The 15,333-nt window shown below is 69.5% G+C and carries 5 protein-coding genes; 3 read left to right on the top strand and 2 right to left on the bottom strand.

Translation table 11 applies throughout. The features are described from left to right. Positions 1 to 244: 244 nt before the first annotated feature. Both ACFWPK_RS20585 and ACFWPK_RS20580 read left to right on the top strand, forming a co-directional pair. On the top strand, positions 245 to 4,990 hold the full coding sequence (locus ACFWPK_RS20585) for an amino acid adenylation domain-containing protein (RefSeq protein ID WP_378918060.1): 4,746 nt from the start codon (positions 245 to 247) through the stop codon (positions 4,988 to 4,990). Beyond that, a complete protein-coding gene (locus ACFWPK_RS20580) occupies positions 4,987 to 12,147 on the top strand; it encodes an amino acid adenylation domain-containing protein (RefSeq protein ID WP_378918059.1) in 7,161 nt (2,386 codons plus the stop codon). The genes ACFWPK_RS20585 and ACFWPK_RS20580 overlap by 4 nt, the downstream gene beginning before the upstream one ends. Before the next feature lie 59 nt (positions 12,148 to 12,206). On the opposite strand, the gene ACFWPK_RS20575 is transcribed toward ACFWPK_RS20580, so the two are convergent. Next, positions 12,207 to 13,232, bottom strand: coding sequence for an ABC transporter substrate-binding protein (locus ACFWPK_RS20575; RefSeq protein WP_378918057.1), 1,026 nt, complete (start codon positions 13,230 to 13,232; stop codon positions 12,207 to 12,209). A gap of 153 nt (positions 13,233 to 13,385) precedes the next feature. Here ACFWPK_RS20575 and ACFWPK_RS20570 point away from each other — a divergent pair, with 153 nt between their 5' ends. After that, on the top strand, positions 13,386 to 14,333 hold the full coding sequence (locus ACFWPK_RS20570; protein WP_378918055.1) for a TauD/TfdA family dioxygenase: 948 nt from the start codon (positions 13,386 to 13,388) through the stop codon (positions 14,331 to 14,333). A gap of 4 nt (positions 14,334 to 14,337) precedes the next feature. On the opposite strand, the gene ACFWPK_RS20565 is transcribed toward ACFWPK_RS20570, so the two are convergent. Then, the gene (locus ACFWPK_RS20565) at positions 14,338 to 15,276 is read right to left on the bottom strand and encodes a methionyl-tRNA formyltransferase (protein WP_378918053.1); all 939 of its coding nucleotides are present in this window, start codon (positions 15,274 to 15,276) and stop codon (positions 14,338 to 14,340) included. Between the last annotated feature and the right edge of the window lie 57 nt (positions 15,277 to 15,333).

Genomic DNA, 15,333 nt, shown 5'->3' with positions numbered 1-15,333 from the left:
CTCGCGCTGCGAGAAAGATTAGTTCGGTCGGCAACCCCTTGCCATGATTAGGCAAGGCTTGCTTTACTTCTGGGGCCCGGTGTTCATCGGATCGAGGAGATGGCATGTCCCACAGTCCATTCGACGATGACAGCGGTGAGTTCCACGCCGTGACACCCGCGCACGCCTGAAGTCCGATGACCATCTCGGGGGAGCCGATCGCCCAGCCGAATTCGGTTGCCCCGGAAGCGAAAGGCGGTCCCGCATGAGTGCGGACAGATCTGCGAACCTGGCCGAACGTCGTCGTGAACTGCTCCATCGCCGCCTGGCCGAGGCCGCACTGCTCAAAGCTCCCGCAGTGGAGCCGACCGATTCGGCGCCCCCCTCCGATGCTCCACGCCCGCTCTCGCCGGGCCAGCAGCGCATGTGGTCGATTCAGCAGCTCGATCCGGGGACGGTCGGTTACAACGTCACGATCTGCGTGGACGTTGTCGGCGCGCTCGATCCGGACCTGCTCGAGCGCGCTGTGCACGCGGTGGTCGCCCGGCACGACATCCTGCGCACGACCTATCGCATCGACGACGACCGGCCCGTGCAAGTGGTGGCCGAGGATCTGCCCGCTGTCTACGACAAGTTCGACGTCGGCGAGCTGGTCGACGGGGAGCGTGCCGTGCGCGTCGACGAACTCGCCAGGGCTGTCGCCGGGCGTCCGTTCGACCTGTCGAAGGATTCGCCGCTGCGGGTCCGGGTGATCCGAACCGGCGACGCGACGAGCACAGTGGTCGTGGTCGCTCATCACATCGTGTGGGACGACGCGACGACGGCGGTGTTCTTCGGCGAGCTGATGGACGGCTACCGGCGCCTGCTCGGCGGCGCGTCGCTGCCGCACGATCGAGCGGCCAGGCAGTTCGCCGACGCCGCACTCGGGGCGAGCGCTGCCGACGAAGCCGGGCTCGCGTACTGGCGCGGCAAGCTCGCGTCCTTGCCCGCGGTGCTGGATCTGCCCGGTATCTCCGGCGGAGCGGGCGGGCCGGGACAGGAGCGGGCCCAGCCGATGCGACAGGGCACCGGGCGGCGCGTCAGGGAGCTCGCCAGGCGCGAAGGCGCGTCGACCTTCATGGTGCTGTTCGCCGCGTTTTCCGCGCTGGTGCACAACTACACCGGCGCACGCGAATTCCTCGTGGGCGCACCGGTTGTCAATCGTGACTTCGCCGGCGCCGAGTCGGTCATCGGCTACCTGGGCAATACGATCCCGCTGCGCGCCGAGGTCGATCCCGCCGACGATTTCGCCACGCTGCTGGCTCGGTGCCGGACAACCTGCCTGGACGGCTACATCCACCAGCACGTCGAGCTCGACGACATCGCCAGAACCGCCGACGCGCAACGGCCGCGCGGTGACGGGCGCCTTTTCAATGTCGTGCTGTCGCTGCGCGCACCGATGCTGGAACCGCTGCGCGCCGCCGGTTTCCAGGTGAGCAGGCGACATGTCCCCGGCAGCGATGCCCGCTTCGATCTGACACTCGCGGTCGAGACCGACGGTGACGAGATGTCCGTCGAGGCCAACTATCCGGCGGGCGAGGGCGCCGACGACCAGGTCGCGCGGCTGCTCGGTCAGCTCGATCGGCTGCTCGACGCCGTACTCACCGAGCCCACCGCACCGATCGGCGAGCTCGTCCTGCTCACACCGGGCGAACGTGAGCGGGTCGTGCGCGAATGGAACGACACCGCGGCACCGGCCGACGCCCGCCCGCTGCCGGACCGCTTCGCCGAACAAGCCGCCAGTACGCCGACGGCGACCGCGCTCATCGAACCCGGAAATGGTTCGGCCACAGTCGAAGTGAGCTACGCCGAGCTGCATGCGCGCGCCAACCGGCTCGCCCGGTATCTGGTCGGCCGAGGCATCGGACCGGAGAACACCGTCGCGCTGGCCGTCCCGCGATCCGCCGAGATGGTGGTCGCGGCGCTGGGAACCCTCGCGGCGGGCGCGGCGTACGTTCCGGTCGATCCGTCCTATCCCGCCGATCGGGTGCGCCTGATGCTCGACGACGCACGCGCCGATCTCGTGCTCACCACGAGCGCGGTGGCCGCGGAGCTCCCGGACGCGGGCGTGCCCCGCGGGTTGCTGGACGCGCCGGACTTCGCGGCGCGGCTGGCGTCCCTGTCGGGCGAGGCCCTGTCCGATCGGGACCGAACCACCCCGCTGCGACCGGACAACCCCGCCTACGTCATCTACACATCCGGGTCGACCGGCGTGCCCAAAGGCGTTGTCGTCTCGCACCGCGCGATGAGCAACCACCTGGACTGGGCCATCCGCCGATTCACCGGACTGGCCGGACGCACGTTGCTGCACTCGTCGATATCCTTCGACTTCACCGTGACGCCGCTCTACGGGCCGCTGCTCTGCGGTGGCGTGGTGGAGCTGTGCGCGGAGGGACCGGACGCGATCGCGACGGCTACCGGGCCCGCGTCGTTCCTCAAGGTCACGCCGAGTCATCTGCCGCTGTTGCCGTCGGAGCTCTTCGCCGCGGATGGTCCGCGCACACTCGTGATCGCCGGAGAAGCGCTGCGCGGGGAAGCGCTGACCGGATGGCAGCCCCCGGCCACCGGCACGATCGAGGTGATCAACGAGTACGGGCCCACCGAGACCACCGTCGGCAGCACGCTGTACGACATCGGCATCGGCGATGACGCGGCGCGACCAGCGGGTTCGATCCCGATCGGCCGCCCGGTCGCCAATACTCGGTGCTATGTGCTGGACCGATCGTTGCGTCCGGTTCCGGTCGGCGCCACCGGCGAGCTCTACCTCGGCGGGGTGCAGCTGGCTCGCGGATATCTGCGTCGGCCGGGTCTGACCGCGGGGCGGTTCATCGCCGACCCGTTCGTCCCCGCCGGTTCCGAGTCGGGCGGGCGGCTCTACCGCACCGGCGACCAGGTGCGATGGAACTCGGGTGGCGCGCTCGAATTCGTGGGCAGGGTCGACGAACAGGTGAAGATCCGCGGATACCGGGTGGAGCCGGGAGAGATCGAAGCCGTGCTCGAGCGGCATCCCGCCGTCGCCCGCGCGGTCGTGGTCGGCCGCTCCGATGGACCCGGCGGACTGTATCTGGCGGCCTATGCCGTTCTCGCCGAGCAGGAGGGCTCCGCCGACGGTGCCGCGCTGCGCGAGTATCTCGCCCGCGAACTGCCCGAACACATGGTCCCGGCGGCCGTGGTCGTGCTGGCGGAATTACCGCTGTCACCGTCGGGCAAGACCGACCGCCGCGCACTGCCCGCACCGGAATTCGTGATCGGCGCGAACACTTCCCGGCCGCCGTCCGGTGTCGCGGAGGAAACGCTGGCCAGGATCTTCGCCGAGGTTCTGCACAACGAGAGCATCGGCGTGACCGACTCGTTCCTCGAAGTCGGCGGGGACAGCATCCTCGCGATCGGCCTCGTCAGCCGGGCACGGAAGGCCGGCCTGAAGATCCTGCCCAAGGACGTTTTCGAACATCGCACGATCGCAGCGCTGGCCGCCTACGCGACCCGCGACGACGAACCGCGGCCCGCTGCCGCGCCCGACGATCCGGTCGGAACGGTCGAGGCGTCGCCGATCATGCGGTCCTTCGCCGAGCGCGGTCTGCTCGGTGACCGGCACCGCATGTGGGTGCTCGTCGACGTTCCGCCCCTCGACCTCGGCACGCTCGTGCCCGCGCTGGCCGCGGTGCTCGACACCCACGATGTCCTGCGCGCCCGGCTGGTGCGCGCGGTGCAGCCACACCTGGATGTCCGCCCGCGCGGCGCGATTCGCGTGGAATCGCTCGTCCGTAGGGTCCAAGTCGCCGAGGCGATCACGGCCGACCTCGTCGCCGACGAACGCGAGGCCGCCGCGGACCGCCTCGATCCCGTGAACGGGGTGATGGCGCAAGTGGTGTGGTTCGACACGGGGTCGAGCCCGGGACAGCTGCTGCTCGTGGCCCATCACCTGGTGGTCGACGGGGTGTCGCTGCGCATTCTCGTGGAGGACCTGGCGGGCGCGTGGCGCGCGGCCGCCGCCGGTGCGGACCCGGCGCCGCCCCCTGTGGGCAGCTCCGTGCGGACCTGGTCGCGGGGATCGGTGGAGCAGGCCGCGTCGCGGGCCGGGGAGCTCGACTACTGGCAGACCGTCTTGCACGGCCCCGACGATCTGCTGGGATCGCGCCGACCGGACCCCGTTCGGGACACGTGGTCGAGCGTCGAATCGGTGACCGTGGAACTGGACGCCGAGACGACCGAAGCTCTCCACACCTCGGTGCCCCAGGCCTTCTTCGGCACCGTCGAGGACGCGTTGCTGGCGGCTTTCGGCCTCGCCGTCGCCGGCTGGCGACGCGACAGCGGATCCGACGCCGAGTCGGTGCTGGTGCTCATGGAGGGACACGGCCGCGAGGAGTCCGCGGTACCGGGCGCGGATCTGTCGCGCACGGTCGGCTGGTTCACCACGCAATATCCGGTCCGCCTCGATCTGGCGGGAATCGACCTCGACGACGCATTCGCGGCCGGACCGGCCGCCGGGGTCGCCGTCAAGCGCGTCAAAGAGCACCTGCGTGCGACGCCGGACCACGGCATCGGTTACGGGATGCTGCGCTATCTGGACTCCGCCGCACAGGCGCGACTTCGTGAATTCGCTGGTCCGCAACTGGGTTTCAACTATCTGGGCAGGGTGGACGCCGGGGCGGGCGAGTGGTCGATCAGCCGCGGTGGGCTCGGTGCCGCCTACGATCCGGCGATGCCGGTGCCGACCGCGCTGGTCGTCAACGCCGTCACCGAGGTCGGACCGGACGGGGCGCGGATGACCGCGCACTGGATGTACGCGAGCGGAATCCTCACCGACGCCGACGTGCACGCCATGACCGAGCGGTGGCGTGCCGCGCTCACGGCCTTGATCCGGTACGCGGCCGGGCCCGGAGTAGGCGGCCACACGCCGTCGGACCTTTCCCTGGTGTCGCTGAACCAATCCCAGCTCGACGCCCTCGAAGCGAAATGGAGGAAGTCGTGACCGCCCCAGGATCAGGGATCGAGGACATCCTGCCGCTGTCCCCGCTCCAGCAGGGACTGCTGTTCCACGCGACGTGGGACGAGCACGATCCCGCGACGATCGACGTCTACGTCGCGCAACTCGTCCTCGACCTCGAAGGACCGTTCGACCAGGACCGGATGCGCGCGGCCATGGCCGCGCTGGTCGCACGGCACGCGGTGCTGCGCGCCGCGATCGTCCGGGATTTCGACGAGCCGATGCAGGTCGTGCTGCGCACCGTCGAGGTCCCATGGACGCACGTCGATCTGTCCGATCACCCCGAAGCCGAGACCGAGGCCCGCCGACTTGTCGAGCGGGACCGGCGCACCCGGTTCGACCTGGAGCAGCCGCCGCTGCTGCGACTGCTCGTGATCCGCCTCGGCGACCGGTCGCACCGCCTGGTGCTGGCCAACCACCACATCATCAGCGACGGCTGGTCCACGCCCTTGCTGATGCGCGACCTGTTCACCCTCTACGCCACCGCGGGAACGGCGGGCAACGGTACTGCACCGCGGCCCTACCGCGACTACCTCGCCTGGCTGCGGCAGCGCGACAGCGCCGCCTCGACGGCGGCGTGGACCGCTGCCCTGGACGGGATTCGGGAGCCGACGCTGCTCGCCCCCCAGGTGCGGGGGACATCGGCGTCGCTGCCGGACAAGGTCGGCCGGGCCGTGGAACCGGAGCTGGTCGCGGGGCTCAACCGGTTGGGGCAGCGCCTCGGCGTCACCGTCAACACCGTGCTCCAGAGCGCATGGGGTGTGCTCGCGGGACGGCTCACCGGTCGCGACGATGTGGTATTCGGGGCGACTGTCTCGGGCCGACCCGCCGACCTGCCCGGCGTCGAATCGATGATCGGGTTGTTCATCAACACCGTGCCGGTCCGGGTTCGTCTTCCCGCCGGTGAGCGACTGGCCGATCTGCTCACCAGGATGCAGGCCGAGCAGGTGGCGTTGCTCGACCACCATCACGTCGGGCTCGCCGACATCCAGCAGGCGATCGGCACCGGCGTGGGGGAGATGTTCGACTCCCTGGTGGTGTTCGAGTCGTTCCCGTTCGACGCCGACGCGATCACCCGGGTGCAGCGCGACGCCGGTCTGCGCTGTAGCGCCGTCGACCGCCCGATCGCCACGCACTACCCGCTGACGCTCATGGCCGTGCCTGCGCCCGGTGCCCTCGAACTCACTCTGCAATATCGGCCTGACGCGTTCGATGACGTCGCGGCGGGAACGCTGCTCGACCGGCTCGTCGCGACCCTCGCCGAGATCGTCGCGCATCCGGACGCGCCCGTGGCGGCGATCGACCCGTTCACCGTCGCCGAACGCGCTGCCTTCCTGCGGGCCGGGCACGGTGACCCCGTAGCTGTCCCCGCCGCGACCCTGCCGGAACTCTTCCTCGCTCGAGCGCGCCGCGCGCCCGACACGGTCGCGGTCGTGAGCGGGCCGGTGGCACTGACGTACGCGGAACTCGACGCCAGGGCACAGCGGCTCGCGGGCAAGCTGATTCGGGCGGGCATCGGCCCGGAGGACCGGGTGGCGATCCTGCTCGGCCGCTCCGCCGATCTCGTGGTCGCGATCCTCGGTGTCCTCCAGTCCGGCGCGGCCTATGTGCCGATCGATCCCGACTACCCGGCCGACCGCATCCGATTCGTCCTCGGCGACGCCACGCCCGCCGCCGTGATCACCGGCGACAATCAGGCGGTCCCGGGAGATCTCGGGCTCCGCTGCTTCGCCGTCGACGATGAGCCCGAGTCCGGGGGCGCTCCGCTCGATCGGCACGAGCCGATCGCGAGACCGCACCCGGACCACCCCGCGCACGTCATCTACACCTCCGGTTCCTCCGGAACGCCGAAGGGCGTCGTGGTCTCCCATCACAGTGTTGTGGCCTTGTTCGCCGCCGCACGGCCACTGCTTGATCTCGGCCCCGACGACGTGTGGACGCTGTTCCACTCCGCGGCATTCGACTTCTCGGTGTGGGAGCTGTGGGGGCCGCTGCTGCACGGTGGGCGGTTGATCGTCGTGCCGCGCGAGGTGACCCGGTCGCCCGGCGATTTCCTCGACCTGCTGGCCGAACATCAGGTCACCGTCCTCAACCAGACACCGTCGGCCTTCGACGAACTCGCGCGAGCCGACGCCGAACGCACCGGTGCCCCACTCGCCCTGCGCCTCATCGTGTTCGGCGGCGAGGCGCTCGAACCGACGCGCCTGGCCGAGTGGTACCGGCGCCACGCCGACGACGCGCCCCGCCTGGTCAACATGTACGGCATCACCGAAACCACGGTGCATGTCACCCATCTGACGCTCGGTGCCGCGCACACGGTCTCGGCGGCGAGCGCCGTCGGCCGGGGGCTGCCCGGCCTGGACGTGTCCGTGCTCGACCCCGCGCTGCGCCCGGTCCCCGTCGGCGTCGACGGGGAGATCTACGTCGGCGGAACACAACTCGCGCGTGGCTACCTCGGCCGACCCGGCCTCACTGCGACCAGGTTCGTGGCGGACCCGTTCGGTGCGCCCGGACAGCGTCGGTACCGATCCGGTGACCTGGCCCGACGGTCGGCGGACGGACAGCTCGACTACATCGGCCGCGCCGACGACCAGGTGAAGATCCGCGGTTTCCGCATCGAACCCGGCGAGATCACCTCGGCCCTGGCCACCCACCCGGACGTGGCTCAGTGCGCGGTAGTGGCCCGCGACGACCGGCCAGGCAGCACCTACCTCGTCGCATACGTCGTCGGCAGTTCCCCGGATCCGGTCGCGTTGCGCTCCCACCTGCGTGACCGACTGCCCGAGTACATGATTCCCACGGCGTTCGTCGAGGTGGACCGGCTCCCACTGACCGCGAACGGCAAGCTCGACCGGCGCGCGTTGCCCGCTCCCGACTTCGGTGACGGCACCGGCAGCCGACCTCCGGTTACCGACACCGAACGGGTACTCGCCGCGCTGTTCGCCGAGGTCCTCGGCCACGACCCGTCCCGGATCGGCGCCGACGACTCGTTCTTCGCGCTGGGCGGGCACTCCCTGCTCGCCACGCGACTCGTCTCGCGGGTCCGGACCCGCCTGGGGCGCGAGATCAGCGCACGCTCGATCTTCGACCAGCCGACGGTCGCGGGCCTGGCCGCCACGATCGAGCACACCGCGACCGGCACCCGTCCGTCACCGCGACCGCAGGCCGGCCACGCCCGCATTCCCCTGTCGTTCGCACAGCAGCGGCTGTGGTTCCTGTACTGCTTCGAAGGTCCGACGCCGCACTACAACATCCCCTTCGCCCTGCGCATCACCGGTCCGCTCGACGTGGCGGCCTTGCGCGAGGCCCTCGCCGACGTGCTCGCGCGGCACGACAGTCTGCGCACCGTCATCGGTGCCGACGCCGAAGGACCTCGGCAGCGGATCCTGGACGCGGCCGAGTGCCGACCGGAACTCGAGGTGCGCGACATCGCCGCGGATCGGTGGGACATCGAGCTGAGCGAGGCCGCCGGGCACTCGTTCGAGCTGGACCGCCACCTCCCCATCCGATTCCGGTTGTGGCACTGCGAGAACGAGGATGCCGAAGACGAGCACGTGCTGTCGGTGGTGCTGCACCACATCGCGGGCGACGGCTGGTCGACCGGTGTGCTGCTCGACGACATCGGCACCGCCTATCGCGCCCGCCGCGCGGGCGGTGCGCCGCGATGGTCGCCGTTGCCGGTGCAGTACGCCGACTACACACTGTGGCAACGCGATCTTCTCGGCGCCGCCGACGATCCCGCCGGTCTCGCCGCCACCCAGATCAGCTACTGGCAGGACACTCTCGACGGCATCGGCGACGAACTCGCCCTGCCCACCGACCGGCCGCGTCCCCGGCAGCCGTCCTACCGCGGCCGTGCCGTGCGCGCATCCGTACCGGCGTCCACGGCGAGCGGATTGCGCGAACTCGCGCGCGACCTCGGCGCGAGCGAGTTCATGATCGTTCAGGCGGCGGTGGCGGTGACCTTGGCCAAACTCGGTGCGGGAACCGATATTCCGCTCGGCACACCGATCGCGGGCCGCACCGACGACGCGCTGACCGGCCTCGTCGGCTTCTTCGTCAACACCCTGGTGGTGCGCAACGACGTCGCAGGCAATCCGACCCTGCGAGAGATCGCCGCCCGCAGCCGAGACGCGGTCCTCGGCGGCCTCGAACACCAGGATGTGCCGTTCGAGCGACTGGTCGAGGCGCTGAATCCGGAACGGTCGCCTGCCCGGCATCCGCTGTTCCAGGCGATGGTGACCTACGACGACGCACCGGGGCAGGTCGACCTGGACGGTCTGCGGACCTTGCTCGTCGTCCCTGAACTGCCGGTCGCGAAATTCGACCTGTCGTTCCGGTTCACCGATCGACCGGGCCGAGCCGGGCTCGACCTCGAAATCGGTTACAGCACAGATCTGTTCGATGCGACGACGGCGATGTCGATGCTGGCCAAGCTGCTCCGGGTACTCGAAATCATGGCCGCCGCACCGGAAACGAGGCTCGCCGAGCTGGACGTGCTCGACGCCGCCGAACGCCGCAGGCTGCTCTACGAGTTCAACGACACCGCGGCGCCCGAACCGGAGGTCACTCTGCCAGAGCTGTTCGCCGCGCAGGTTCGGCGGGCGCCGGAGGCCGTCGCGGTGGTCGGTGCGGGCGCCCGGCTCACCTACGCCGAACTCGACTGCCGGGCAGCGGCATTGGCCACCAGGATCGCCGCGTACGGGATCGGGCCCGAGCAGATCGTGGCGATTCATCTCGACCGCGGCGCCGAACTCGTCGTCGCGCTGCTGGCCGTCCTGCGTTGCGGCGCGGCGTTCGCGCCCGCGGAACCGTCGCTGCCCGCGGCGCGGATCGCCGAGATCTGCCGGAGCTCGGCCGCGCGACTGGTGCTGACCACCGCGAGCAACCGCGCGGATCTACCGGATCTGGCCGGTATCGACGTGCTGGCCGTGGATCCCGTCACCACCCCGCTGCCGCCGGCCGCACCCGCGAGCCCCGCACCGGCGCTCACCGGCGACAGCCTCGCCTACGTCATCTACACCTCGGGCACGACCGGCCGCCCGAAGGGCGCGATGATCCGGCACCGGCCGATCTGCTTCCGCCTGCTCTGGCAGGCCGACCTCCTCGGATTCGGACCCGGTGACGCGACCCTGTTCAAAGCCCCGCTCGGGTTCGACATCTCGATCAACGAGATATTCCTGCCGCTGGTCACCGGAGCCCGGCTGGTGATCGCCGAACCCGGCGCCGAACGGGATTCCGCCAGGCTGCTCGACATCATCGCCGAACACCGGGTCAGCTTCGCCTACCTGGTGTCCTCGGTGCTGGACGTGATGCTCGGGCTGCCGAGCATCGAGGACGTGTCCGGCACGCTCCACCATGTGTGGTGCGGTGGTGAGGCGCTCACTCCCGAGTTGTTCACCCGGTTCCGGGACCGGCTGGGCGATGCGATCATGTACCACGGTTACGGTCCGGCGGAGGCGACGATCGGGGTCAGCCACCTGATCTACCAGCCCGGCACCGAACGTGGCTCGGTGAGCATCGGCAGGCCGAATCCCAACACCCGCATCTATGTGCTCGACGAGCTGCTCCAGCCGGTCCCGATCGGCGTTCAGGGCGAGTTGTACGTGGCGGGGCTGCCCCTCGGCCGCGGATACGCCAACGATCCCGCGGCGACGGCGGCACGGTTCGTCATCGACCCGTTCGGCCCGCCGGGCGAGCGCATGTACCGGACCGGCGACCTCGGCTACTGGACCCCGGAGGGGACCCTCGAGTTCCGTGGCCGAGCCGACGACCAGGTCAAGATCCGCGGGATGCGGGTCGAATTGCAGGAGATCGAATCCGTACTGGCCGAACACCGTTCGGTCCGCAATGCCGTGGTCGTCACGACCCGGTCCTCGACCAAGGTGGCGGTGCTCGTCGGCTACTGCGCCACCAGCGGGGACGACCCGGTCACCGGCGAGGAGCTGCGCGGGTTCCTGCGCAGCCGGCTGCCCGAACACATGATTCCCGCCGCGGTCGTCTGCCTTCGCGAGCTACCACTTCGCCCGTCGGGCAAGGTGGACCGCCGGGCGCTGCCGATACCGGAGCTCGGCGCGTCCGCACCGCACCGCGCGCCGACGACCTCGACCGAGGAAACGCTGTGCGCGCTGTTCACCGAGATCCTCGGCGTGGAACGGGTCGGCGCGGACGACTCCTTCTTCGAGCTCGGTGGCTATTCGCTGCTGGCGACCAGGCTGGTGGCCAGGGTGCAGGCCGAACTCGGTGTGGAGGTCGCGCTGCGGACCGTCTTCGATGCCCCGACTGTCGCCGCGCTGGCGCGCATCGTCGATATCGGCGATGTGGCGGCACTGCCGACCGGTACCAGGGAGGAGGGAGCGTTCGCGCCGCTGTTGCCGATCCGCCGCACCGGCGACAAGCCCGCCCTGTTCTGCGTGCACCCCAAACTCGGTCTGGCGTGGATGTATTCGGGCCTGCTCCCGCATCTGGATCGGGACCGGCCGGTCTACGGGCTCCAGGCCACGGCCATCGACGCCGACCACCTGGCCGCCCCCGGCATTCCCTACCTGGCGCGCAGCTACGCCGCCCGGATCGTCGCGCTCCAGCCGCAGGGGCCGTACTACCTGCTCGGCTGGTCGTTGGGCGGGCGGATCGCCCAGATGGTGGGCACCGTGCTCGAGAGCTGGGGGCACGAGGTACCGCTGCTCGTGCTGTTGGACGCCTACGCGGACGTGGATCCGCCTGGGGCAGTGGGTGATCCACCGCCGGACCTGTCGACGCTGTACTACCGCTGGCTCGAACGAGCGGGCTACGACGTGAGCGGTCTGGATCCGGTGACCGTCACCGCGGCGACCGTGCGCGGCTACGCCGCCGAATTCGGTGGGGTGTTCGGTGGTCTGGCGGAGGGCGAGATCGGCGAGCTGGTCGACAGCTTGCTCGCGATCACCCGGATCGACCGCACCGCGGCGCCGTCGAGATTCACCGGTGACGTGGTGTTCTTCGCGGCCGAAGACGGCGAAGGCGCGGCACTGGCCGGCTGGCGTCCCTACCTGTCCGGCCGGATCGACGACTACCCGGTGAACTTCGACCACGACGAGCTGATGGCTCCGCATTCACTGAAGCAGATCGGTCCGATCGTCGCGGACCATCTGCGCGGGAGATGACGGCGCCCCTGCCCGGCCGCGACGCTGGGACGCGCGGCCGGGCAAGCGACAACGCCGGATCAGGCGAAGCGGCGCGCCAGCAGCGGCACAAGACCGTCGACGGCATACGGCACGCTCAGCACCGAACCGGCGGCCAGCGCCAACGAGATGTTGAAGTCTTCGACGACGACGAGACGGTTCTCCTGCGCGGCCCGCGACGCCGCCAGCGCCGGGTACTGCGCGAGGGTGTCGGTGCGGCTGAGCCCCTCCCTGGTCAACACCACCACGACGTCGGCGTCGGCCTGGTTGACCAGTTCCGAGGACATCTCCACGAAGAACTTCGAGGAGTCCAGCCCGGCCACGTACGCCGTGGGCACCAGGCCCAGTGCGGTGGCGATCTTCATCCGCGTGTCGTTGACGGTGTACACGCCCAGTTGCCGCGCACTGCCGAGCAGAATCGACACGGTCTTGCCGTGGAAGGCCGGATTCGTGGCCTTCGCCCGGTCCAGGACGGCCTGGGTGTCGCTGATCAGCTTCTCGCCGTCCGCTTTTCGTCCCACCGCCGCGGAGATGATCCGCGTGGAGTCCTGCCAGGTCACCGTGTTCGGCGCGGTGTTCGGCGGCAGCCCGAGCGTGGGTGCGATCTTGGTCAGCGCCCGGTACTCGGTCTCGTCGCCCGCGGACTGCACATTGAGGACGAGGTCGGGCCGCACGGCCAGTACCTGCTCGATATTGATCGGGTTGGTCAGGATCGTCGGATTCGCCGAACCGAGTTTCGATTCGGCCCAGACGCCGACGCCTTTCGTCATGGGCGGGACGAAGCGGTACACCGTGGCCGGGGTGATGCCGAGTGCGAGCAGCACATCGTGGTCGGTGCGGCCCACGGAGGCGATCGTCGCGGGCGCCCGGTCGATGGTGACGGGGCCGAATTTGTCGGTGGCGGTCACCGGGAAGGAGTCTGCCGAATCAGGCTGCACCGCATCGTTGTCGGATCCACCGCTGGTGCCGCAGGCCGCGAGCAGCGCCGCCGACCCGACGGTCACGGCGCCGAACCCGAAGAACTGGCGACGGTTCAAGGACCGCCGCGAAACGGGTTGTTGATTCATGGATGAGTGCTCCTTCGCAGGGCTGCGCGACCGGTCTCGGCACAGATGCCGCGGCTGTCGGTAAGGGGTTCAACGGTTTTCGTCGAAATCGACGGAAACTGAGCGTCAAAATAGCATAGGCTAACCTAATCATTCAGAGGTTCTGGAGGATGGATGACCATCGATACGCCATCGGCGCCACTGGCAATGCCCTTCGTTGTCGACGGAACAGGCCCAGCGGTGAAACAACTGCGCAACGACCGCGCCTCGATTCGTGCTCGGCTCACCGAACACGGCGCGGTGCTGCTGCGCGGATTCGACATCGGGGGAGCCGACGGGTTCGCGAATTGTGTGCGCGCCGTATCGGGGGAACTGCTGACCTACGTCGAGCAGTCCTCGCCGCGGACCCGGATCAAGGGCAATGTCTACACCTCCACCGAATACCCCCAGCACGCCGAGATCCCCCTCCACAACGAGATGTCCTATCAGGCGATCTGGCCGCTGACCCTGTTCTTCCACTGCGTCGAACCGCCGCAGACCCAGGGCGCCACACCGCTGGCCTCGACGCGGAAGGTCTACGAACTGATCGATCCGGCCGTCCGGGCCGAGTTCGAGCGACGACGCTGGATGGTCGTGCGCAACTACGGCGAGGACATCGGTCTGCGGTGGTGGACCGCCTTCGGCACCGAGGACCGCCGCGAGGTGGAGCGACTGTGCGCGGCGGGCGGCGTCGAACCCGAGTGGCGCGCGGGTAATGCCCTGCGGACCAAGGCTGTTCGAGATGTCGTCCACCCCCATCCGGTGACCGGAGAACCGTTGTGGTTCAACCACATCGTGCTCTTCCACGAGAGCAGCCTCGATCCGTCGGTGCGCGAGGGGCTGCTCGACATCTACGGATGGGACGGACTGCCGAACAACACCTACTACGGCGACGGCGCGCCGATTCCCGACGACGTCGTCGGCCATCTGCGCCAGTGCTACCGCGAGGCCTCGACGCGATTCGACTACCGGCGCGACGATCTGCTGATCGTCGACAACATGGCGACGGCGCACGGCCGTGAGCCGTTCGCCGGACCGCGCAAGATCGCCGTCGCCATGTCCGAGCCGTCGAGTGGCGGCTGAGCGCCTACCTGCCGAGGTAGCCGCCCATGGTGCGGAAGTGGTCACGGGCGGCGACCTCGGTGCCGTCCTCGGTCCGGACGCGTTCGATCACCAGCCCGTGGCTGCGTCCGCGCCGCGCGTCCGCACCGGCGACGATCACCACGCCCTCGCCTTCGGGAATGAAGATGCGGCCGGGCGTGCCGCCGTAGGCGCGCTGGGAGACCGAGGCGCGCACGATTCGCAGCGGTCGGCCCTGGTGGAGCGTGAAAGCATTGGGATAGGGGTCGGATTGGGCGCGGATCAGTCGCTCGATGTCCTCGGCCGGCCAGGTCCAATCGATGCGGCTGTCCTCGAGCGACCGCTTGTGGAAGAAGCTGGCCATGGCGGGATCCTGCTCGGTCGCCGTGACCTGTCCGTCGGCGAGCAGCGCCAGGGCTTCGGTCACGACCGGTTCGATGAGATCGACGGTCTTGTGGAACAGGTCGGCTCCGGTGTCTCGCGGGCCGACCGGCACCGAGTGCTGCACCACGACGGCGCCTGCGTCGAGGTCCTCGTTCATCATGTGCGCGGTGACGCCGACTTCCTTCTCCCCGTTGATGAGTGCCCAGATCACCGGCGAGAAGCCCGCGTAGGCCGGCAGCAGGGAGTCGTGCACATTGAGGGTGCCGTATCGCGGCAGCGCGAAGATCTCCGGCGGCAGCCAGGTGCGCCAGTTGTTGGCGACGATGATGTCGGGCTCGGCCTCCTTGACCGCTCTGGCCATGTCGTCGTCGGGCCGGTTGGCGATCACCACCGGTACGCCGTTCTCGGTGGCGAGATCTGCGACGGAGTCGGCCCAGATCCGTTCGTAGACGTGCTCGCTCCTGGGGTGGGTAACGACCAGCGCCACCTCGTGGCCCGCGTTCAGTAGTGCCTCGAGGGTGCGGTGACCCCAGGTCTGGTACCCGAACATCGCGACTCGCATGCTTCCTCCTCGCGCCGGATCACTTTGTCCGACAACGTAATAAGCCAATCCTGACCT

The organism is Nocardia sp. NPDC058519, from assembly GCF_042719755.1.
Lineage (GTDB): Bacteria > Actinomycetota > Actinomycetes > Mycobacteriales > Mycobacteriaceae > Nocardia.
The sequence above is the reverse complement of the archived record's forward strand: the minus strand, read 5'-3'. Positions and strand labels throughout refer to the sequence as shown.

Coding starts and splice junctions, on each gene's coding strand:
- ACFWPK_RS20585 (WP_378918060.1), top strand. CDS start 245: ATGAGTGCGGACAGATCTGCGAACCTGGCCGAACGTCGTCGTGAACTG.
- ACFWPK_RS20575 (WP_378918057.1), bottom strand. CDS start 13,232: ATGAATCAACAACCCGTTTCGCGGCGGTCCTTGAACCGTCGCCAGTTC.
- ACFWPK_RS20570 (WP_378918055.1), top strand. CDS start 13,386: ATGACCATCGATACGCCATCGGCGCCACTGGCAATGCCCTTCGTTGTC.
- ACFWPK_RS20565 (WP_378918053.1), bottom strand. CDS start 15,276: ATGCGAGTCGCGATGTTCGGGTACCAGACCTGGGGTCACCGCACCCTC.